Origin of the sequence: Corynebacterium sp. Marseille-P4611 (assembly GCF_916618765.1) — a bacterium.
GTDB lineage: Bacteria > Actinomycetota > Actinomycetes > Mycobacteriales > Mycobacteriaceae > Corynebacterium > Corynebacterium marquesiae.
Genome location: NZ_CAKAKD010000001.1, coordinates 232,794 through 252,398, shown reverse-complemented (window position 1 = coordinate 252,398; position 19,605 = coordinate 232,794). Strand labels below are relative to the sequence as shown.

21 protein-coding genes are annotated in these 19,605 nt (G+C 63.3%); 13 read left to right on the top strand and 8 right to left on the bottom strand.

Annotation, left to right across the window (positions count from 1 at the left end):
- The first annotated feature begins 88 nt into the window (after positions 1-88).
- The gene (locus LG376_RS01220) at positions 89-1,543 is read left to right on the top strand and encodes a metallophosphoesterase family protein (RefSeq protein ID WP_225745945.1); all 1,455 of its coding nucleotides are present in this window, start codon (positions 89-91) and stop codon (positions 1,541-1,543) included.
- A gap of 18 nt (positions 1,544-1,561) precedes the next feature.
- On the opposite strand, the gene LG376_RS01215 is transcribed toward LG376_RS01220, so the two are convergent.
- Positions 1,562-2,197: a response regulator transcription factor gene (locus tag LG376_RS01215; protein ID WP_225745944.1), complete on the bottom strand. Its 636-nt coding sequence runs from the start codon at positions 2,195-2,197 to the stop codon at positions 1,562-1,564.
- Positions 2,194-3,348 (bottom strand): sensor histidine kinase, encoded by a 1,155-nt coding sequence (locus tag LG376_RS01210; protein WP_225745943.1) that lies wholly within the window; start codon positions 3,346-3,348, stop codon positions 2,194-2,196. Before LG376_RS01210 ends, LG376_RS01215 begins: the two co-directional genes overlap by 4 nt.
- A 112-nt stretch (positions 3,349-3,460) precedes the next feature.
- On the opposite strand from LG376_RS01210, the gene LG376_RS01205 reads away from it, so the two are divergent.
- The 5 genes from LG376_RS01205 to LG376_RS01185 all read left to right on the top strand — a co-directional run bounded on the left by LG376_RS01205 (position 3,461) and on the right by LG376_RS01185 (position 7,818).
- A complete protein-coding gene (locus LG376_RS01205; RefSeq protein WP_225745942.1) occupies positions 3,461-4,066 on the top strand; it encodes an ABC transporter ATP-binding protein in 606 nt (201 codons plus the stop codon).
- Positions 4,050-5,303 carry an FtsX-like permease family protein gene (locus LG376_RS01200; RefSeq protein ID WP_225745941.1) on the top strand — a complete coding sequence of 418 codons (1,254 nt, stop codon included), beginning with the start codon at positions 4,050-4,052 and terminating at the stop codon, positions 5,301-5,303. The genes LG376_RS01205 and LG376_RS01200 overlap by 17 nt, the downstream gene beginning before the upstream one ends.
- A gap of 174 nt (positions 5,304-5,477) precedes the next feature.
- Positions 5,478-5,771 carry a co-chaperone GroES gene (gene groES, locus LG376_RS01195; protein ID WP_005322702.1) on the top strand — a complete coding sequence of 98 codons (294 nt, stop codon included), beginning with the start codon at positions 5,478-5,480 and terminating at the stop codon, positions 5,769-5,771.
- An 8-nt stretch (positions 5,772-5,779) separates the two neighbouring features.
- Entirely contained in the window at positions 5,780-7,396 is a 1,617-nt protein-coding gene (gene groL, locus LG376_RS01190) for a chaperonin GroEL (protein WP_225745940.1), read from the top strand.
- A gap of 224 nt (positions 7,397-7,620) precedes the next feature.
- The gene (locus LG376_RS01185; RefSeq protein ID WP_225745939.1) at positions 7,621-7,818 is read left to right on the top strand and encodes a daunorubicin resistance protein; all 198 of its coding nucleotides are present in this window, start codon (positions 7,621-7,623) and stop codon (positions 7,816-7,818) included.
- A gap of 9 nt (positions 7,819-7,827) precedes the next feature.
- Here the strand turns inward: LG376_RS01185 and LG376_RS01180 are convergent, their stop codons facing one another.
- A complete protein-coding gene (locus LG376_RS01180; protein ID WP_198492550.1) occupies positions 7,828-8,130 on the bottom strand; it encodes a WhiB family transcriptional regulator in 303 nt (100 codons plus the stop codon).
- Between the two features lie 306 nt (positions 8,131-8,436).
- On the opposite strand from LG376_RS01180, the gene LG376_RS01175 reads away from it, so the two are divergent.
- On the top strand, positions 8,437-9,009 hold the full coding sequence (locus LG376_RS01175; protein WP_049378946.1) for a sigma-70 family RNA polymerase sigma factor: 573 nt from the start codon (positions 8,437-8,439) through the stop codon (positions 9,007-9,009).
- Positions 9,010-9,074: 65 nt separating this feature from the next.
- Positions 9,075-9,830, top strand: coding sequence for a hypothetical protein (locus LG376_RS01170; RefSeq protein ID WP_225745938.1), 756 nt, complete (start codon positions 9,075-9,077; stop codon positions 9,828-9,830).
- A 3-nt stretch (positions 9,831-9,833) separates the two neighbouring features.
- Here the strand turns inward: LG376_RS01170 and LG376_RS01165 are convergent, their stop codons facing one another.
- On the bottom strand, positions 9,834-10,205 hold the full coding sequence (locus LG376_RS01165; RefSeq protein WP_005326826.1) for a DUF5319 domain-containing protein: 372 nt from the start codon (positions 10,203-10,205) through the stop codon (positions 9,834-9,836).
- A 119-nt stretch (positions 10,206-10,324) separates the two neighbouring features.
- Between LG376_RS01165 and guaB the strand changes: the two genes are divergently transcribed.
- Positions 10,325-11,845 (top strand): IMP dehydrogenase, encoded by a 1,521-nt coding sequence (guaB, locus tag LG376_RS01160; RefSeq protein ID WP_086587817.1) that lies wholly within the window; start codon positions 10,325-10,327, stop codon positions 11,843-11,845.
- Between the two features lie 7 nt (positions 11,846-11,852).
- Positions 11,853-13,016, top strand: coding sequence for a GuaB3 family IMP dehydrogenase-related protein (locus LG376_RS01155; protein ID WP_225745937.1), 1,164 nt, complete (start codon positions 11,853-11,855; stop codon positions 13,014-13,016).
- Between the two features lie 111 nt (positions 13,017-13,127).
- On the opposite strand, the gene LG376_RS01150 is transcribed toward LG376_RS01155, so the two are convergent.
- The gene (locus tag LG376_RS01150; RefSeq protein ID WP_198492553.1) at positions 13,128-13,499 is read right to left on the bottom strand and encodes a hypothetical protein; all 372 of its coding nucleotides are present in this window, start codon (positions 13,497-13,499) and stop codon (positions 13,128-13,130) included.
- Positions 13,500-13,532: 33 nt separating this feature from the next.
- On the opposite strand from LG376_RS01150, the gene guaA reads away from it, so the two are divergent.
- Entirely contained in the window at positions 13,533-15,107 is a 1,575-nt protein-coding gene (guaA, locus tag LG376_RS01145; protein WP_225745936.1) for a glutamine-hydrolyzing GMP synthase, read from the top strand.
- A 67-nt stretch (positions 15,108-15,174) separates the two neighbouring features.
- Here guaA and LG376_RS01140 read toward each other — a convergent pair whose 3' ends face one another.
- Positions 15,175-16,212 (bottom strand): HNH endonuclease signature motif containing protein, encoded by a 1,038-nt coding sequence (locus LG376_RS01140; protein ID WP_225745935.1) that lies wholly within the window; start codon positions 16,210-16,212, stop codon positions 15,175-15,177.
- Positions 16,213-16,348: 136 nt separating this feature from the next.
- Positions 16,349-16,768, bottom strand: a complete 420-nt coding sequence (locus LG376_RS01135) for a hypothetical protein (protein ID WP_225745934.1) — start codon at positions 16,766-16,768, stop codon at positions 16,349-16,351.
- Between the two features lie 130 nt (positions 16,769-16,898).
- Here LG376_RS01135 and LG376_RS01130 point away from each other — a divergent pair, with 130 nt between their 5' ends.
- The gene (locus LG376_RS01130; RefSeq protein WP_225747346.1) at positions 16,899-17,495 is read left to right on the top strand and encodes a hypothetical protein; all 597 of its coding nucleotides are present in this window, start codon (positions 16,899-16,901) and stop codon (positions 17,493-17,495) included.
- Positions 17,492-19,015: a DNA polymerase Y family protein gene (locus tag LG376_RS01125; protein WP_225745933.1), complete on the top strand. Its 1,524-nt coding sequence runs from the start codon at positions 17,492-17,494 to the stop codon at positions 19,013-19,015. The genes LG376_RS01130 and LG376_RS01125 overlap by 4 nt, the downstream gene beginning before the upstream one ends.
- Here the strand turns inward: LG376_RS01125 and LG376_RS01120 are convergent.
- Complete coding sequence (locus LG376_RS01120; protein ID WP_225745932.1) at positions 19,012-19,569, bottom strand: hypothetical protein; 558 nt, start codon at positions 19,567-19,569, stop codon at positions 19,012-19,014. The genes LG376_RS01125 and LG376_RS01120 overlap by 4 nt on opposite strands.
- Positions 19,570-19,605: the final 36 nt, after the last annotated feature.

The following is a 19,605-nucleotide window of genomic DNA, read 5'->3' as shown; positions in this document are numbered from 1 at the left end:
TTCGCACGCCCGTAATACGGTGTTCACATTCTTATGGTGTGCTAGGGAGCCGTACCGCTTCTTCTAAGACTCAAAAGGTGAAAACTGTATGCTCCGTTCATCGCGCTTCGTCGCCTCCTTCGCCACCGCCCTCGCCGTGGGTGGCGCTACCGTCCTCGTGCCCGCCACCCCAGCGCTGGCTGCTGATACGCCTATCTACCGCACCATCTTGCAGCCGGGCGAGGATGAATCCCAGGTCATGGTCACCTGGCGCACCAGGTCCAAGGCAGACGAGGTCCTCGAGGTTACCGGCCCAGAAGGCACCAAGACCTTCCGCGCCGACGAGCGCGATTACGGCGCCCTGCTGTACAAGTCCCAGTTCGCCACCGCTACCGACCTGCAGCCGGATACGGAGTACTCCTACCGCGTTGGCTCCGAGGAAGGTGGCTGGTCCGAGCCAGAGACCTTCAACACCGGTTCCAATGGCGATGACTGGTCCTTCCTTACCGTCGCTGATCCACAGATCGGCGTGAACCTCAAGGTGGATGACCAAGCCGAACAGTGGCGCACGACCATCGGCCACGCGGCTTCCCATGTGCCGAATGCCAGCATGATCTGGTCCCTGGGTGACCAGGTTGAGGGCTGGGGCGCGCAGGTGCCGCAGTACGATGCGTACTTCTCCGCCCCGGAGATTCGCCACATCCCTACCAATACGGTCCCGGGCAACCACGAGACCTATAACTTCACCATGAAGCACCATGATGAGCACTTCTCCAACCCGCACCAGGCGGACGATATCCGCGACCACTACTTCGAGCGCAATAACGTGCTCTTCATCGGTTTGGACTCCAATGCTTCTTCCGACGCCGATATCGCCCGCCACGAGCAGTTCTTGCGCGAGGCCATCGAATCCCGTGGCGCGGATAATGACTGGATCGTCGTCGGCATGCACCATGGCCCATACTCCCAGGGCACCCATTATTTTGATAAGGACGTCACCAACCTGCGCGAGAAGCTCACCCCGGTACTCTCTGAGCTCAACGTCGATGCCGTGCTCTCCGGCCACGACCACATCTACACCCGCAGCCACCTGATGAAGAACAATAAGCCGGTCCTGCCGGAAGAAAAGCTGCAGCGCGGCGATGTTCTCGAGCCCAAGGACGGCGAGGCGCTGTACCTGACCACCACCACCGCAGGTGGCGGCAAGTATTACGACTTCACCGATGTCAATAATAAGAAGCACAAGGGCGCGCGCATGGAGACCATCGATCCAAAGCTTGCCCACGAGTCCACCGCCATGTGGCGCCAGGACTACACCGAGGACTACATGCGCGTGGATGTCTCCGATGACACGCTCACCTTCACCACCTTCAACGAAGCCGATAACACGCTGGTGGATAAGGTTTCGCTCAAGAAGAAGGACCGCGGCGCTGCGCCTGCCGACGACGCCACCGACCCCGCCGATTCCACCGAGCCGGATACCCCAGAGGCGCCCAAGGATCCGGAAGGTAGCAGCTCCCTGAGCTCCAGCGATATTTTCGGTGGGCTCAGCTCGCAGAAGTAATTAGCGTCGGCCCACTGGCTAGCGTTCGGTATGGCGCAGCCACGTCAATACGGCCTTGACCCGCCGGTTGGAGTCCTCGGGCCGAAAGCCGAGCTTCATAAACACATTGGAGACATGCTTGCTTACCGCTCCGGCGGTAAGAACAAGCGTGTCTTCAATTTCTTTATTGCTCAATCCTTGGGCCATAAGCCCCAGTACCTCCCGCTCGCGGGCGGTGAGCTGGGCTAAACCAGTACGCCGCGCTGACAGCAGTGCAGTGACCACTTCGGGGTCCACCACGGTGCCCCCGCGCGCGACCTCGTCTAGCGTGCGCACGAATTCTTCCACAGCAGAAACGCGCTCTTTAAGCAGGTATCCGAATCCGCCGTGCTCCAAGAGTCGGTCAAGGTAGCTTGCCGCTACGTATTGGCTGAGCACCACCACCGGCTGGGTGGGATTGGCCGCTCGCAGGTCATGCACGGCGCGCAGGCCGTCGTCGGTCATTGTCGGTGGCATGCGCACATCGGTGATAATCAGGTCAAAATCTTCCTGCCCGGCAATAGCGCGCAGTTCTTCGGCATCCGTGGCCGCCGTAACGCTATGCCCCAGAGCGCTAAGTAGCTGCTCGAGCCCCGCGCGCAGCAGCGCGGAATCTTCCGCCAGTAGTAGTTTCATTCCGCCTCCTTCAGCGGCAATTCGACCTGCAGCCGGCCACCGCGTTCACCCGCAGTCGCGTCATGAGCCGCGCCAAAGTTTACCGTGCCGCCCAGTGCGGCGGCGCGCTCGCGCAGCCCGGCGAGACCGGTGCCCGTCTCAGCTGGCTCCTTGGCCGTGGGGCCGAGGTCATCTCCGGGGCCGGAGCCGGGGCTGGGGTTAGGTCCGGTGCCATTATCAACGATGCCCAGGCGCAGCGTGTCCCCAAAAGCAACCGTTACCGTTGCCTCGGTGGCCGCGCCATGCTTGGAAGCGTTGGTAAGCGCCTCGGCTACCGCGTGGTAAGCCAGTAGGGCAGTGGTCTCATCCACCGAGCGCTCGATGCCTTCGACGTGTAGTTCGGTCTCCAGCCCGGAGTGGGCGAGGAGCTCGTCCAGGGCGGGGATTAATCCGGCGTCGAAAAGCACCTGCGGGGCAATGCCACGCACCGTCGCGCGCAGGGAGGCCAAGGCCAAAGAAGCATTATGCTCCGCATCGGCCAAGGCCGGTTGCGCCTCAGGAGGGGCCTGCAATTTTGCCGCAGCCAAGTTGAGCTTGAGCGCGGTGAGATACTGCTGTGGGCCATCGTGCAGTTCGCGCTCGATGCGGCGGCGCTCGCCGGAGAAGGCATCGATAAGCGTGGCACGCGAGGCCGCCAACTCCTCGGCAGAGGGGCTCAATGCCAGCCGAGTCAGCGAGGTTGACGCCAAGACCAACAGGCGGTTGAGCCCCACCAATAAAGCCACCAGCAACGAAGCGGTCAGCCAGCAGGTGAAGAAAATGAGCGGCCGGTTGGAGGTAGACCACTCGCCAAAGGAGAATTCGGTCTTTGGCACGAATGGCGCAATTACCAGCACGCCCGCCGTAAACCCCAAGGCAGTCCACGCGGCAAAGCAGGCAGCTGAAAGCAATAGCTGCACAATAAGGTGATAAAACTGCTGCCAATCAAACCAGCGGCCCGCACGCCGGGGTGGGATCTCCACGCCCATCCACTGCGCACCCAACCGGCCGACAAATTCCGCGGCGCGTCCCACCAACGGAATCCACGGCAGCATCAGCACCGAAACCACCAACGCCGGGATAAATAGCGCGCCAAGGACGAGGCTCCACGCGCAGGCTTTGAGGGTTCGCATAACCCATGAGCCTAGCCGCCTTAGCCAGGGTGGGGCAGTAGAGCTAGCTCTACCATTTTCCGGGTAGCCCGCCCCATGTCTTACTTCTGCGCGGCCGAGTGAAATCAAAGGCATGTTAAAAGCAGACAACCTCAGCAAGCGCTACGGCCGCCACACCGTGCTCAATCGCGTCACTGTGTCCATCGCCCCAGGCGAATTCGTCGCCATCATGGGGCCTTCCGGCAGCGGTAAAACCACGCTGCTGAACCTGCTATCCGGGTTAGATAAGCCTACTTCCGGCCGAGTCAATGCGCCGGGGCGCACGCAGCGGGCCTTTGTATTCCAGGACTATAACCTGCTGGAATCCCTCAACGCCAAGCGCAATGCCACCTTGACCGCGCGCTTTTCCGGCCGGCGTCCTACACGCGGCCAGGTAGCAGAAGTCTTTGATTCGCTTGGCCTTGCTGGCTTAGAGCGCCGCCTACCCGCGCAGCTTTCCGGCGGGCAGCAGCAACGCGTGGCCGTCGCCCGGGCACTGCTGGCCCAGGCGCCCTATATCTTCGCGGACGAGCCTACGGGCGCGCTTGACGACGCCACCGCATCCACCGTCCTTTCCCACCTGCGCGCCGCCGCCCGCGATGGCGCCAGCGTGGTCATGGTGACTCACTCGCACCTCGCCGCCGAAGCAGCCGACCGGATCATTTCCTTAGAGGAGGTGGCCCATGCTGGTGTGGCTTAAGGACTTACAGTCCAATTGGTTATCGTGGCTGGCCGTGGCGCTGACACTGGTGGTGTCTTCCGCCTCGTGCACCCTGGCGCTGGCCATGCTGGTGGCTTCCTCCGGAACCGAAGGAGACCCCGCCGGCCCGCTGGGTGGCACGGTGCTGGGCATGGCCCTGTGCGTGGTGGTATTGGTGACGCTATCGCAGATGCGCCTTATCATTGCCGAGCGCGAGCCGGTCTACCGCTCCTGGCGCATGGTGGGCATGCCCGGCTGGATGATCCTCGCTTTCATCCTGGGCCACGTCGCAGTGGTCAGCGCGGGTGCCGGGCTGCTCGGCGTGCTGCCTGCCCGCCCGCTGCTTGCCCCGTGCGTGCGCGCCCTGCGCAGCGATGGCATCCCCATGCCAGACATTGCCATCACCGGCCAGGTCGTTGTCATTGCGGTAGCCGTCTGCACGTCCGCGGCGCTAGTCGGTACGTTGCCTCCGCTGCGCCGGGTATTCCGGCCGCGCGGCGCCGCACACCCGGCCTGGCTTCTGGTGAAATTCGCGCTTGCGGCCGCGGCCATCGGCGGCACGGTCTACGGGTGCCTGCACATCGAGGACCCCGGCGACCTCCTTTCGGCCGAGATGGGCCTTGTCATACTCGTCGCGCTCTTTTTGCCCTGGCTTATGCCTGCCCTGGATCAATGGACCCGCGCGGCCGGCATCGCTGGGGCTAATGTGCGCGTGCGCCGGCACTTTTCCACCCCACACATCGTGCCGTGGGTGCTCATCGGCGGCTTTATTGTCGCCGTCGGCTCGGGCCTGCGCTTTGCAAACGACGCAGGCGCCGGCGGCACCTTGTCCTCGTGGCAGGTCTTCGTCGCCCTTTTAGGTCCGGTCTTTGCACCCAGCATCGTAGGCGCTGTGCTCACCTCGCTGCTGATGCGCGGGCGCATCGCCTCCGATATCCGCGGTCTCACCCTGGCCGGCGCCACCGCCTCGGCCTGGGCCCGCGTGCAAGTGGGGGAGGCGGCATGCCTCACCCTGACTGCGGCCGGCGTGGTCTGGGCGCTGTGCTTGGCGACGCTCCTCCCACTCCACCACCTGCTCACCCCGCAGGCTTCCTTCGGCCACACGCTGGTGGAGGAGCTGTGGTGGTCGGCCTTCGCCGTGATTTTTGGTGCCATGTTTATCGCCCTAGGCGTCGTCAAGTTGGCGCTGGCCGGCTTTGTACGCGCCGGGCAACGAGAGCGCTGTAGGGATCGCTGAGGGCTTAAGAATGTGGGCCGGGTCATTGTTGAGGGTTAGCAGTCACGAGGGTAGAGTGCTAATCAGGTTGTTTGACCCACAGTTGTTCACCCGCGACGACGGCTGTGCTGGACATCCACAACCGGCACGCGCGCGCCATACCGGTGCGCATACGAACACTACGGAGGAAACATCATGGCAAACATTAAGCCTCTCGAGGACCGCGTCCTCGTACAGATCGTAGAAGCTGAAACCACCACCGCTTCCGGCCTGGTTATTCCGGATTCCGCTAAGGAAAAGCCGCAGGAAGCTACCGTCGTTGCCGTAGGCCCAGGCCGCACCAACGACAAGGGTGAGGTCACCCCGGTAGGCGTCAACGAAGGCGATACCGTGGTCTTTTCCAAGTACGGCGGCACCGAGCTGAAGTACAACGGTGAGGAGTACCTGCTGCTGTCCTCCCGTGACCTGCTCGCCGTCATCGAGAAGTAGGCCCACTTATGGCAAAGCTCATTGCATTCGACCAAGAAGCCCGCGAGGGAATCCAGCGCGGCGTCGATACGCTGGCTGATGCCGTCAAGGTCACCCTCGGCCCGCGCGGCCGCAACGTCGTGCTGTCCAAGGCTTTCGGTGGCCCCACCGTCACCAATGACGGCGTGACCATCGCCCGCGATATTGACATCGAAGAGCCCTTCGAGAACCTCGGCGCGCAGCTGGTCAAGTCCGTTGCGGTCAAGACCAATGACACCGCGGGTGACGGCACCACCACCGCTACCTTGCTGGCCCAGGCTCTCATCTTTGAAGGCTTGCGCAACGTAGCGGCCGGCGCCAACCCCATCGAGCTCAACCGCGGCATCGCGGCGGCGGCCGAAAAGGCCGTCGAGGAGCTCAAGGCCCGCGCCACCGCGGTCAACTCCTCCTCTGAAATCGCCCAGGTAGCCACCGTCTCCTCCCGTGACCCGGAGGTCGGCGAGATGGTTGCCGGCGCCATGGACAAGGTGGGCAAGGACGGCGTTGTCACCGTCGAGGAATCCCAGACCATCGACTCCGCCGTCGATGTCACCGAGGGTATTTCCTTTGACAAGGGCTACCTTTCCCCGTACTTCGCTACGGAGGAAGAGACCTACCACGCCGTGCTGGACGACGCCGCAGTATTGCTCGTCCGCAACAAGATCTCCTCCCTGCCGGACTTCCTGCCGCTGCTGGAGAAGATCGCCGAGACCAATCGCCCGACCCTCATCATCGCGGAGGACATCGAGGGCGAGCCGCTGCAGGCGCTCGTCGTCAACTCCATCCGCAAGGTGCTCAAGGTCGCTGCCGTTAAGGCTCCGTACTTTGGCGAGCGCCGCAAGGGATTCATGGATGACTTGGCTGTCGTTACCGGCGCCACCGTCATCGACCCAGAGGTGGGCGTCAACCTCAACGAGGCCGGCCTCGACGTGCTGGGTTCTGCCCGCCGCGTGACCATCACCAAGGATGACACCGTCATCGTCGATGGTGGCGGCACCGCTGAGGCAGTAGAGGAACGCCGCGAGCAGATCCGTCGCGAGATCGAGCGCACCGATTCCACCTGGGATAAGGAAAAGCTCGAGGAGCGCCTGGCTAAGCTCTCCGGCGGCGTGGCCGTCATCCGCGTTGGTGCGGCTACCGAGACCGAGGTCAACGAGCGCAAGCTGCGCGTCGAAGACGCCATCAACGCGGCCCGCGCGGCCGTCGAAGAGGGCGTCATCGCCGGCGGCGGCTCCGTGCTGGTCCAGATTTCCAAGGAACTCGAGTCCTTCGCCGAGGGCTTCGAGGGCGAGGCTAAGGTCGGCGTTCTCGCCGTCGCCCGTGCCTTGACCCGCCCGGCCTACTGGATCGCCGAAAACGCGGGCCTCGACGGTGCTGTCGTCGTCTCCCGCGTTGCCGAGATGTCCAACGGTGAAGGCTTCAACGCCAATACCCTCGAGTACGGCAACCTCATCGATAACGGCATTATCGATCCGGTGAAGGTCACCCACTCCGCGGTGGTCAACGCCACCTCCGTGGCCCGCATGGTTCTTACCACCGAGGCCTCCGTGGTGGAAAAGCCACAGGAAGAGCAGCCTGCTGACGCCGGACACGGCCACCAGCACTAAACGGCTACCAACATCACCCGTCCCGCTTCCCGCGTGGCGGGTTTGTTGTACCTAGCTAGGGCCGTGGAATACATCAAGGTCACCGCTGATACCGACCCCAGTCGCAAGGCCTTCGCCAAGGCCAATGGCGTTAAACCCGCACTCTTTTCCGCGCATTCCGAGAGTGCCTGCCCCAAGCGCAGCGGTGCGGGTGTGGTCTACGTGGAACAGGGCGTGATGAGCGGGTGGACTCCGGCCACACCGTCATCTGCATCGATCACAACTTGGCCGTACTCGCGTATGCGGAGCACGCCACTGGCTTGGGCCCTGGCGCCGGTTCAGCCGGTGGCCAGCTGGTCTATGGTAGCTCACCAGCTGACTTGGCACGGCAGTGTGATTCGGTGACAGGGCGCTTTCTTGCCGACGCCCTCGTCTCCCCCTAGTTTCCCGTCCTAAGCGTTGACAGGGGCAGTGGCGCGGCGGCGCTGGCGAAGCTCTACGACGCGTTCGGATTCGCTCATTCCGCCCCATACCCCATAGGGCTCGGCGGATTGCAAGGCATGCTCGCGACACAAATCAATGACTGGGCAAGAATTGCAGATGGCTTTGGCGCGATTCTCGCGCTGGGCGCGAGCGCGGCCGCGCTCGCCATCCGGGTGATAAAACACATCTGAGTTTTCTCCGCGGCAGGCGCCTTGTAGCTGCCAATCCCATAAGTCAGCGGTGGGACCGGGAAGCAAATGAGGCTGAGACACGTTACTTAGCTCCTTTGTAAGGGCGAGAATTCTTGTGTGGCTTCCGCAGTGTTACGGGAAGCAACCTCACGTAGTGTTTCGCGCGTGGGTTAACGATGGGTTACCTATTTTTGACTTTTAGGTATTCTTTCCTTGATCGCCCCTCCGGAACCATGGTTTACCAGCGGAAACGGCAAAGGTTAACGGTTTGTGAATTTTCTGCCGCTCGGGTTGCGCACGCGCTGGGGCCGCGCGTTGCCTTTGCATAAACTTCCCCTGTGCCAATATGGTTAGTTACCGGTCGAAAACATCTCAGAGGGTGCATACGTGAGTGATAAAGAACAGGAGCTAGCGGATCTCGTCCCGCATGCCGTCGACGGCAGCCGTCGAGCGCTGCAAAAAGTCCTGCGGATCATTCACCCGCAGGTGCTGCGCTACTGCCGCGCCCGCATCGGTGGCGGCCGTCAACCCACCGCGGAGGATGTAGCCCAAGAGATCTGTCTTGCAGTGGCCACCTCTATTGGCTCCTACGAGGACAAAGGCCGCCCGTTTATGGCCTATGTATACGGCATTGCGTTCAATAAGGTCACCGATGCCCACCGCGCCATGGGGCGCGATAAGTCCACCCCTACCGAAGAAATTCCAGAAGACCCCGCGCGCGACGCCACCCCTGAAGAGTGGGCGCTGGAGACCGACGGTAGTAACAGAATGCGCGCCTTGCTCGATACGTTAAGTGACAAGGCGAAAAACATCGTTATTCTGCGCGTGTTCAACGGTTTGTCGGCAGAAGAGACCGCGGAAATTGTGGGTTCCACCCCAGGCGCGGTTCGTGTCGCACAACACCGAGCACTCGCTCAATTGCGAAAGACCCTCCAAGCCGCCCAGGAAACTGCGCGCTAAGGGCCTAGCGGCCGACTCTTACAGCAGATATCTCTTAACAGAAAGGAAGGGGGAGAGACACCATCATGGCACCGAAGCACCACGGCGATAATGACGGCCTTGCAGACCAGCTCCAGCCCTTGGTCGATGATGATGCATTCCTCACCGAGCTTTCGAAGGGGAACGCCCCTTCCGACCGTCAGGATGACCTGGCGGAGCTGCTGCTGGAGTTAAAGGGGGACGTCGATAAGCAGATGCCTCCAGCCCCGCTGGTAGAAGGCGCCGACGCTGAGCCTGAGGTCATCGACCTAGGCCAGGCCCGCAAGCGCCGCCGCGGCGGCCCGTTCGTACATGGACTCATCGGCGCTGCCGCCGCAACCCTAGTTATCGCTGGTGCTGGTGGTGCGATGCTGCACGCCGGAACCTTTGATAAGGGCGATAAGACCCGCAACGTAGAGCTGGCCGGGACGCTGGAAGAGATGGAATCTCGCGCGGCCGAGGGCGATATTGAAGGCGCTCGCGAACTGATGAAGGACGCCCGCGCCAAGCTGGACGAGGCCGAAGGCAAAGAAGAAAAGGCCATCGCCGCCAACCGCGAGGCGGAACAAAAGCGCTCTGCGCGCCCGAAGCCCACCCCGCACACCGTAACGGAGACCGCCACCGAAACCGTGGCGGAAGAGGCTTCGCAACCGGAACAGCAGCCGGAGCAGGTCACCGTGACCGAAACTCAGTACGCCACCGAAACCGTGGTGGTCACGGAACAAGGGCAGCCAAACCCGCAGCCCAACCCCAACGTTGAGGACGCGCCGACGACCACCATCGAGTTGGGCCAGCAGCAGTAGAAGTTAGCGGCCCTCTAGGCCATCCAAATAACCCAAGGCGTAGTCCCAAGGCACGTAGCGGGAGGGATCTGGCTCGGCGCCTGGCTCATGCACCGGTGCTAGCTCGCCTTCAAGGGTGGCGCGCATATTGGCGGCCATAATGTCCCACTCATAAAAGTGGTTTTCCTGGCAATCCTCGCACAAGAAGAAGATGCCATCGATGCCGCGCGGGCCGAGGATGGACGCAAATTTCTGCACCAGCGCGAGGTCGTGAATGATGGCGATCCGGTCGTCGTCGGTAAGCGGCATGACCTGCTCGTCTTCCTCCAAGAAGGAGGCGGGGTCATTCGGATCATCGGCGAAAGGATCGCGGGGCATATTGGCGAAGAAGTTCACGCCTGCGAGCCTATTGAACTTACCCTCCCGAGGCAATTTACCCCCTGCCCAAATGGTGTCTTCGGCCGGCAACGCACTACAGTTAGGTTAGCCGCTAAACCTGTTAAGGAGAGACCTCGATGAGCGAGAACCGTATTCATACTGGTGGAGATGACCCGAACAAGGTAGCCCTGCGCGGCCTGACCTTTGATGATGTGCTCCTTTTGCCCGCCGAATCCAATATCGTGCCCTCCGAGGTCGATACTGGCGCGCAATTTACCCGCAATATCCGCCTCGGCGTTCCGCTTGCCTCGGCCGCCATGGATACCGTAACCGAGGCCCGCATGGCCATTGCCATGGCCCGCCAGGGTGGCATCGGCGTGCTGCACCGCAACCTTTCTACCGAGGACCAGGCCGAGCAGGTAGAGATTGTGAAGCGCTCCGAGTCCGGCATGGTCACCGACCCCATCACCGCCCGCCCGGATATGACCATCGGGGAAGTAGACGCGCTGTGCGCCCGCTTCCGCATCTCCGGCCTGCCGGTGGTAGACGAGGACGGCACCCTGATGGGCATTTGCACCAATCGCGATATGCGCTTCGAGCCTGACTTTGACCGCAAGGTCAGCGAGGTCATGACGGCCATGCCGCTTGTTGTTGCGCGCGAGGGTGTATCTAAGAAGGAAGCCCTCGAACTGCTTTCGGCCAATAAGGTGGAAAAGCTGCCCATCGTCGATGCGGATAATAAGCTTACCGGTCTGATCACCGTCAAGGACTTTGTCAAGACCGAGCAGTACCCCAACGCGTCCAAGGACTCGGCCGGCCGCCTGTTGGTTGCGGCCGGCATCGGTACCGGGGAAGAGTCCTACCAGCGCGCCGCCGCGCTTGTCGACGCCGGCGTGGACGCCCTCGTCGTCGACTCCGCCCACGCCCACAACAACCGCGTGCTGGAAATGGTCTCCCGCGTGCAAAAGGATTTCGGTTCCAAGGTCGATGTCATCGGCGGTAACCTCGCCACCCGCGAGGCCGCACAGGCAATGATCGATGCCGGTGCCGACGCCATCAAGGTCGGCATCGGCCCGGGCTCCATTTGCACCACCCGCGTCGTCGCCGGCGTGGGCGCGCCGCAGATTACGGCTCTGATGGAGGCCGCCGCAGTAGCTGGACCGGCCGGTGTGCCGGTTATCGGCGATGGTGGCATGCAGTACTCCGGCGACGTCGCCAAGGCCCTGGCGGCCGGCGCCGATACCGTCATGCTGGGCTCCATGTTTGCCGGTACCACCGAAGCCCCCGGCGACATCGTGGTCTACCAGGGCAAGCAGTACAAGCGCTACCGTGGCATGGGCTCCATGGGCGCCATGCAGGGCCGCGGACTCTCCGGCGAGAAGCGCTCCTACTCCAAGGACCGCTACTTCCAGGCCGACGTCCGCAGCGAAGACAAGCTGGTTCCGGAAGGCGTCGAGGGTCGCGTGCCCTTCCGTGGCGATATCGATGCCATCGTGCACCAGATTATCGGCGGTCTGCGCGCTTCCATGGGCTATACCGGTTCCGCCACCCTGGCCGAGCTAAAGACCAAGCGCTTCGTCCAAATCACCGCCGCGGGCCTGAAGGAATCCCACCCGCACCACCTGCAGCAAATCGCAGAAGCACCAAACTACCGCTAGGAATATCATGCGTGAATACGCCGAAATCGGCATCGGCCGCGAGGCCCGCCGCACCTTCGATCTAGAGCAACTATCCATCGTGCCGCAGCGCCGCACCCGTTCCTCCAAGGACGTGGACACCACCTGGCACATCGACGCCTATACCTTCGACATCCCCTTCGTGTCCCACCCCACCGATGCGCTCGCCACCCCTGAGTTCATTATCGAGATGGGCAAGCAAGGTGGCCTCGGCGTCATCAATGCCGAGGGCCTGTGGGGCCGCCACAAGGACCTCGAGGGAGCTTTAGCCCGCATTTACTCGCAGCCGGGCGATAACTCCATCATCCAAGAGTTGCACGCTGCACCGCTTGACGACGCCCTCCTTACCGAACGCATCTCCCAAGTCCGCGACTCCGGAGTTACCGTCGCTGTGCGCGTTTCTCCGCAGAATGCGCGAGAGATGGCCCCAAAGGTCATCGCGGCCGGTGCCGAATTGCTATTTATCCAGGGCACCTTGGTGTCGGCCGAGCACGTGGCTACCGGCGGTGAGCCGCTGAACCTCAAGGAGTTCATTGGCTCCCTTGACGTTCCGGTCATCGCCGGCGGAGTCACCGACTACACCACTGCGCTACACCTGATGCGCACCGGTGCGGCCGGCGTCATCGTTGGCGCAGGCGTGACCACTAACGCCGAGACCGTAGGCATCGACTCGGCCATGGGCACCGCGATTGCCGACGCCGCCGCAGCCCGCCGCGACTACCTCGACGAGACCGGCGGCCGCTACGTACACATCATCGCCGATACCGAGTTTGAAAACTCCGGCAATATTGCCAAGGCCTTTGCCTGCGGCGCTGACGGTGTTGTTCTCGGACCACTGCTTGCCCAAGCCCGCGAGGCCGGCGGCAAGGGCTGGTACTGGCCTGCCACGGCCGGCCATCCGCGTTTCCCCCGCGGCTTCGTGCAGTTCTCCGGGGCCGATACCGACTTGGACGTCGATTTCCTCACCACCGGTACCCCGGCCGAAGCCACAGAAGAGTCGGCCACCCCGTCGCTGGAAACCGTGCTGCATGGCCCCTCCAGCGAGCCTTTCGGCCGCACCAACTTGGTCGGCGCGCTGCGCCGTTCCATGGCCAAGTGTGGCTACACCGACCTGAAGTCCTTCCAGAAGGTCGAACTCGCCGTTCGCTACTAATCCGTGCGAGAGTTTCCGACGCGGCTGGGCCTTCTTGGCGCAGCCGCGTTTCTTTGCCCTATTACTTCCTTCGCCGCTGAACAGATGCCAGGTGGCGAGGTAGGAGAGTGATTAGGAAACCAATTGCCAGCCGCCTTCGCGCCTCCACGTGGTCTTGCCCGCCGTTGGCCGCCATTGCCCTGCGTTGTGGATTGGGCACACGCGTACTCCCGAGGGATTGAGCTCTACAACCTTCTCTTCGCCGCTCGCGCGTAGAACCACCGAATTTTGCGCTACTTCTGGATGCCCCGCGCGCTCTGCCTGCTGCGTGCCGCACAATGGAACCCACTCATCCCACTCGCTTCCAAAGACTTCCGCGGCCGGAAGTGTCACCTGTTGCGGGCCTTGTTCATCCAGCGTAGACGCCACCTCCGCCGTAGTTGGGGTGGCGTCACAACCGCACAACAACAGGCTCGCGGCGAGCACAATAGCCAAGCGCTTCATAAGCTATCAGTTTAGTGGGTTAGACTATGGGGCGTGACTAAGCCAAATACTACCCCGCGCCCCGTCCTCGTTGTGGACTTTGGCGCTCAGTACGCGCAGCTTATTGCCCGCCGCGTGCGCGAGGCCAAGATTTACTCCGAGGTTGTCCCTCACTCCGCGTCTGTGGAGGAAATCAAAGCTAAAGACCCCGCCGCGCTTATTCTGACGGGCGGTCCGTCCTCTGTCTATGCTGATGGCGCCCCGGCTCTGAAGCCGGAGCTGCTTGAGCTCGGCATCCCAGTCTTCGGCATCTGCTATGGCTTCCAGGCCATGAACCATGCGCTTGGTGGCACCGTGTCGTCGACTGGCGAGCGTGAATACGGCCGTACCGATATAAATGTCAAAGGCGGCGTACTTCATGAAGGCCTGGAGGCTACCCACAAGGTGTGGATGTCTCACGGCGATGCCGTATCTGCCGCTCCCGAAGGCTTTGAGGTTACGGCCACGTCGGCCGGTGCTCCGGTTGCAGCAATGGAGTGCCTAGACAAGAAGATGGCCGGCGTGCAGTACCACCCTGAGGTACAGCACTCGCCGCACGGCCAGGAGGTGCTTACCCGCTTCCTTACTGAGATTGCCGGCCTAGAGCAGAACTGGACGGCCGATAATATCGCCGAGCAGCTCATTGCCGATGTCCGCGCCCAGGTGGGCGAGGAAGGCCGCGCTATTTGCGGCCTGTCCGGCGGTGTGGACTCCGCTGTAGCGGCCGCTCTGGTGCAGCGTGCTATCGGTGATCGCCTCACCTGTGTCTTCGTTGACCACGGTCTGCTGCGTGCTGGCGAGCGCGAGCAGGTAGAAAAGGACTTTGTCGCCTCCACCGGCGCGAAGCTGGTGACTGCCGATGAGCGCGCCGCCTTCCTGGATAAGCTGGCAGGCGTTAGCGACCCAGAAGCCAAGCGCAAGGCTATCGGCGCGGAGTTTATCCGTTCCTTTGAGCGGGCGGTTGCAGGCGTGCTTGACGACGCCCCTGCTGGCTCCACCGTCGACTACCTCGTCCAGGGCACGCTGTACCCGGACGTTGTCGAGTCTGGCGGCGGCGATGGTACGGCGAATATTAAGTCTCACCACAATGTCGGCGGTTTGCCAGATGACGTGGAGTTCGAACTGGTCGAGCCGCTGCGCCTCCTGTTTAAGGACGAGGTTCGCGCCGTCGGCCGCGAGTTGGGCTTGCCGGAAGAGATCGTTAGCCGTCAGCCATTCCCCGGCCCGGGCTTGGGCATCCGCATCATCGGTGAGGTGACCGAGGAGCGCTTGGAAACCCTGCGCGAGGCAGACCTCATTGCCCGCACAGAGCTGACCAATGCCGGCCTAGATGACCAGATTTGGCAGTGCCCGGTAGTACTGCTGGCCGATGTCCGCTCCGTTGGCGTGCAGGGCGACGGCCGCACTTACGGCCACCCGATTGTGCTGCGCCCGGTGTCCTCGGAAGACGCCATGACCGCGGACTGGACCCGCCTGCCGTACGAGGTGCTGGAGAAGATCTCTACCCGCATCACCAACGAGGTGAAGGACGTCAACCGCGTGGTCTTGGACTGCACCTCCAAGCCACCGGGAACCATCGAGTGGGAGTAAAACGGCATGCGTAGAAGGCGCTCAGTCTAGTGCTGAGCGCCTTTTCGCTCGTTTTTGGCGCCGGCGTTTACTTGCGCGGGGTAAACGGTGGCCGCCACACAATGCGCCCGCCCACCCGCTCGAGGCGGCCGCGCCGAGGTGGGGCGTTGGGGTCATCGTCGTTGATGCCATTATGATAAGCGCAGCACATGACCAGGTTTTTCATATTCGTCTCCCCGCCGTTGCTCCATGCCTTGAGGTGGTGGACTTGGGAGAGGTCGGCCGGCTGGTTGCAGCCCGGCCAGGCGCAGCGTGGATTTTCTGCAGCGGCCATAATGCGCTGCTTGTCATTGGCCACGCGGGCCGTGCGGTAGAGATTGACCGGCCCTTCCTCGGGGTGCACGAGTGTGACGTAGCCGGTTTCTTTGTCGCCAGAAAAGCCGACGTCGTTGAGCACGCGGCGTAGATATTCGGTGCCGGTGATCGTGGCACCGTTGGTCAGATCGAGCTCGATATCATCGCCGCGGCCGTCGCGGATGCGGATGAATTTGTCTAACGGCACGATGGCATTGGTCACCACTTCTGCCCGCGCGGCCGCAGCTTGGTCAAAGAAGATCCTTTCTACCGCCTCGAGCGATTGCTTTCCGGTCGCGGCCAGCGCTGCGTTGAGATCCGCGATGAAACTAGAGGTTCCGGTGATGGCAAGCGTCCAGTAATCATTGGGGCGTCGGTAAGTGCGCACGCCTGGGCTTACGGTGTCGTCTTTCATCTCGCGCAGGCGCCGTCGGGCGTGTTTAAGGATGTGGCTCATCGAGCCGTTCATCGCGCAGCATTCCGCGCGCAGTTGCCAAGCCTGCTTCTTGCTGGGCGCGCGGTTAACAATGCGTTCTAGGGCGGCAAGGGTGGCGATGGAGTGGGTGTTGCGGCGGGCGTCGGCAATAGCGCGGTGCTGCAGGCGCGTAAATTTGGTGCGGCCGAAGTAGCTTTCGCACAAAAGAAGCAGATCGGCGGCGATGGCATCGGGCGCGCCGCGGTCCATAAGCTCGGACCCAGACATGCCCTGGCACCCGGCGATGATGTCCATGCCGGGGCCCAAGGCGGTGAGGTAGGTCTCGAGTGCGTTCATGCCTGCAACGCTACGGCGCGCACCTACACCGGTGCACGGCCGGCGCAACCGCTACAGCGAATTCTGTGGATAACCCGCCCCACCCCGGCACTAGGGCCGGAAAAGCTGTGGATAACCCCGAAAAGTGTCGTATAGATTAGGCAAACGCGAGCCGGCGCGTGCCATCCACGTGGGGGAAGACGAAAAAGCTCAGCCCAAAGACTACTAGCCATACCAGGCCGGCGCCCCAGGCGGGCAGTGCCACGATGGGTGCGAGCATCACCATAAGCCACAGGATCATCAGCGGCACGAGCTGTGCGACGGTGGGAACCAGAGCGACATTGCGCTTGTCGGCATAAGCGCGCATCGCGCGGCGGTAGGGGTGGGCAAAGACGAGAACGAAGGCCGCCACAAGGCATACGAGTGCCCCAACCAGTGCGGCAAAGATATGCGCGCGGCTAGCCAAGAGTGCCACGGCCGCACCGATGAGGATGGACGAGCCCAAGCGCACCCATAGCGGAGTGGGGATGGGGGTGGTGTGCTCGCGCATGGCGCTGTAGGCAGCGTTGAAGTTCATACCGCTAAGGCTACCATTCGAACATACACTTGCATGTGTCCGGGTGAGAGTTCATACTATTCGGGTGAGTCAAACGAGCGTTCGTCTAGAAAAAGCGGTGGCCGGGCTAAGCAGGTCAGACCGTGTGGCGATGCTGCGTACCCGCATGCGCGCTATGGAGCGTGGCCCGGAAGAAGAGCTGGTAGATACGCTCCCTAGCCTGGCACGCTTGCTTCCTGCAGGTGGGTTGGCGCGCCGGCAGGTGGTGTACTGCGCGAACTGTCCGGCGCTGGTGGTGGAGCTTATCTGTCACCTCACCGTCCGTGGTGGGCATGTGGGAGTGGTGGGGTGGCCGGATTTACTACTCGCACAAGTGGCCGAGGAGGGGGCTATCGAACGCGTGGTAACCGTGCCGGATCCGGGCCTGGAATCTTGGATGGTGACGGGAGTATTGGCGGAAGGATTGGACCTTGTCATCCACCGTGGGCCGCCCGGCGAGGTGAGCCCCACCAAGGCTCGGCCGGTGCTGGCGAAGGTGCGCGGTGGGCGCGCGGCGGTGCTTACGGTCGGCACCCGGCTGCCGGGCACGGCGGTGGGGATAGGGGCACGGGTGAGTGCTTACCGGGGCGTCGGCAAGGGCAGTGGGCGCATTCGCGGCGTGGACATGGACGTGGAGGTGACCTCGAAGCAGGGTGCCTCGCGCGGGGTGCTTACGGTGGGTGAGCGCCGCCGGTTGGAGGCCGTATGAGGGTAGCGGCCGTGTGGTTTCCGGATTGGCCCATCCAGGCCGTCGGCGGGCAGGGCCCTATGGTTATTGCGCGCAACCACGCGGTGGCGGTGTGCGATAGAGAGGCGCGCCGGGCGGGGGTGCGGCGCGGGATGCGCCTGCGCCAGGCCCAAGCGCTGTGCCCCGAGGCGGCAGTGGTGGAGGCCAATCCGGACCGGGATGGCGCGGCGTTTGCGGAGGTCGCGGCCGGCTTAGATGCGGTGGCGTCCTCGGTGGAGGTGCTGCGCCCGGGCCTGGCGATTGTGGATGCGGGCGCGGCGCTGCGCTACCACGGGGAGAAAGCACTAGAGATGCTTGTCGACGCCTCTTCGTACGCCGGTTTCGACTCCACCCTCGGCGTCGCCGACGAGATTGCCACGGCCGTCATCGCGGCCCGGCATCGTGGTGTGGGCGCGGTGGTGCCAGAGGGCGGCTCGCGGGAGTTTTTGGCCACCCAGCCCATAGGGGTACTGGCGGCCGATGAGGCCTTGGGCTTTGAGGCTGGGTTTATCGCACAACTGGATAAGCTGGGTGTGCGGCGCCTAGGTGACTTGGCTGCGCTGCCGTTTAAGCAGGTAGCCACCCGGTTTGGTGAGCCTGGCCGGCGCGCGCACGAGCTGGCCCAGGCCCGTGCGGATAGGCGCGTGGCACCAGAGCTGGCGCGCCCAGACCTGGCCGTAGAAATGGAAGAGCGCATCGAGCGCGTGGACGCGGCGGCCTTCGCGGCCCGCCAACTCGCGGCCCGGCTGCATGCCCGCTTGGAGGAGGCCGGCAAGGTATGCCTGCGGCTGCGCGTGGTGGCGGAGTTTGGCACCGGCGAGGAGCTGGCGCGGGTATGGCGCACGCAGGAAGCGCTGACGGAGCAGGCCACCGCGGACCGCGTGCGCTGGCAGCTCGATGGCTGGCTCACGCGCGCTACTGGTGAGGGCGCGGCCATTCGCCGCCTAGCGCTGGAGCCGGTGGAGGTTGCCGCCCCGTCCGCCACCGGCCTGTGGGGTGGGGAAGGTTCGCAGGAGCAGGTCAAGCGCGTGATCGCCCGCGTGCAATCACAGCTGGGGATTGACCGCGTGCTGCAGCCGCGGGCAGTGGGCGGCCGCGGGGTGGCCGAGCGCATTGAGTACGTGCCCTATGGCGAGCAGCGCGACGCTCCGCCGGACGGCGAGTGGCCCGGCCGCATTCCCGCACCCCTGCCTGCGCGGCTGGGCGGTGGGCCGAACCACCCGGCCGCGCGCATTCGGCTTGTCGACGCCGCCGAGCGCCCCGTCTTCGTTACCGCTGAGGCCCTCCTGTCCGGGGTGCCGGTGGCCTTGAGCTGGGGTGTGCATCGTTTCCGCGTACTGGGCTGGGCCGGCCCCTGGCCGGTGGATACGCAGTGGTGGACCGATACTCCACAGCACGTAGCGCGCCTGCAGGTGGTGGGCCAAGCCGACCACGAAGAGCATCAGCGGGCGTGGCTGTTGGTATGGTCCGGCGGCCGCTGGCGGGTTGAGGCGACTTACTAATTGCGAATATCGACCACGAGGCGGGTGGGGTTATCGAGCACCTGCACGGAATAAGGCTTGCGAGAGGTCATGCCGATGACAAACTGGCGGCGGCCTTCAAAGGTGCCGCCGTTGACCACTTGGGTGACAATTCCCTCCGTGGGCGCATCTACTACGCCGATGCGGGGGTCCTCCTTGCCGGCCTCGAAGGGGTAGACCACGCCGTCGATATTGACATTGAGCGCGGTCTCGCCGGAGTAATCAATGGTCTTGCCGGAGCCTTGCTGCGTAGGCGTGTCAGCGTAGTCCACAAACCAACCGGGTGTGCCGCCGCCGTCGAGTTCGAAGACGACGCGCTCGAAGCCTTCGTGCTGGCCGATGCGCACGTCGGTCACCGTGAGCTCGGAGGGGGCTTGCGGCCGGAGGGTTTTCATCTCCATATTGGCCTGGCCCAGCGGATTGAGCTGGGAGTTATCCGCGGACGCGGCCATGGTGGTGCGGTCCGTCTCGTGGGCAGCGCAGCCGCTGAGAGAAGCAGCGACGAGAAGCGTTGCGGCGAGACGGACTTTCAACATGTCCCCTAGGTTATATTTTCGGCCGTGAACTGTATA